This window comes from Oryzibacter oryziterrae (genome assembly GCF_021864535.1).
Lineage (GTDB): Bacteria > Pseudomonadota > Alphaproteobacteria > Rhizobiales > Pleomorphomonadaceae > Pleomorphomonas > Pleomorphomonas oryziterrae.
Genome location: NZ_JAKJIC010000055.1, coordinates 1 through 559, shown reverse-complemented (window position 1 = coordinate 559; position 559 = coordinate 1). Strand labels below are relative to the sequence as shown.

1 protein-coding gene is annotated in these 559 nt (G+C 60.6%); it reads right to left on the bottom strand.

Going from position 1 to position 559, the window contains the following annotated elements:
- A partial coding sequence (locus L2I41_RS21455; RefSeq protein WP_237155665.1) for a GTP-binding protein occupies positions 1-557 on the bottom strand: 557 nt, incomplete at its 3' end.
- Positions 558-559: the final 2 nt, after the last annotated feature.

Genomic DNA, 559 nt, shown 5'->3' with positions numbered 1-559 from the left:
AGGGCCGGATTGGTGCCTTCCAGGGCGCACAGAGCCGAACCCTTGATGATCGGAATGTCATCGCCGGGGAAGTTGTAGGACGACAGAAGCTCACGAACTTCCATCTCCACCAGCTCGAGCAGTTCCGGATCGTCGACCATGTCGCACTTGTTCAGGAACACCACGATCGCAGGAACGCCGACCTGACGGGCGAGCAGGATGTGCTCGCGGGTCTGCGGCATCGGGCCGTCAGCGGCCGAGCAAACCAGGATCGCGCCGTCCATCTGGGCGGCACCGGTGATCATGTTCTTCACATAGTCGGCGTGGCCTGGGCAGTCCACGTGAGCATAGTGACGATTGGTCGTCTCGTACTCGACGTGAGCCGTGTTGATCGTGATACCACGGGCCTTCTCTTCAGGCGCAGCGTCGATCTGATCATAGGCCTTGAACGTGGCGCCACCGGTCTCGGCGAGAACCTTGGTGATCGCAGCCGTCAGAGACGTCTTGCCATGGTCAACGTGACCGATCGTGCCGATGTTGCAGTGCGGCTTCGTCCGCGAAAACTTTTCCTTGGCCATCG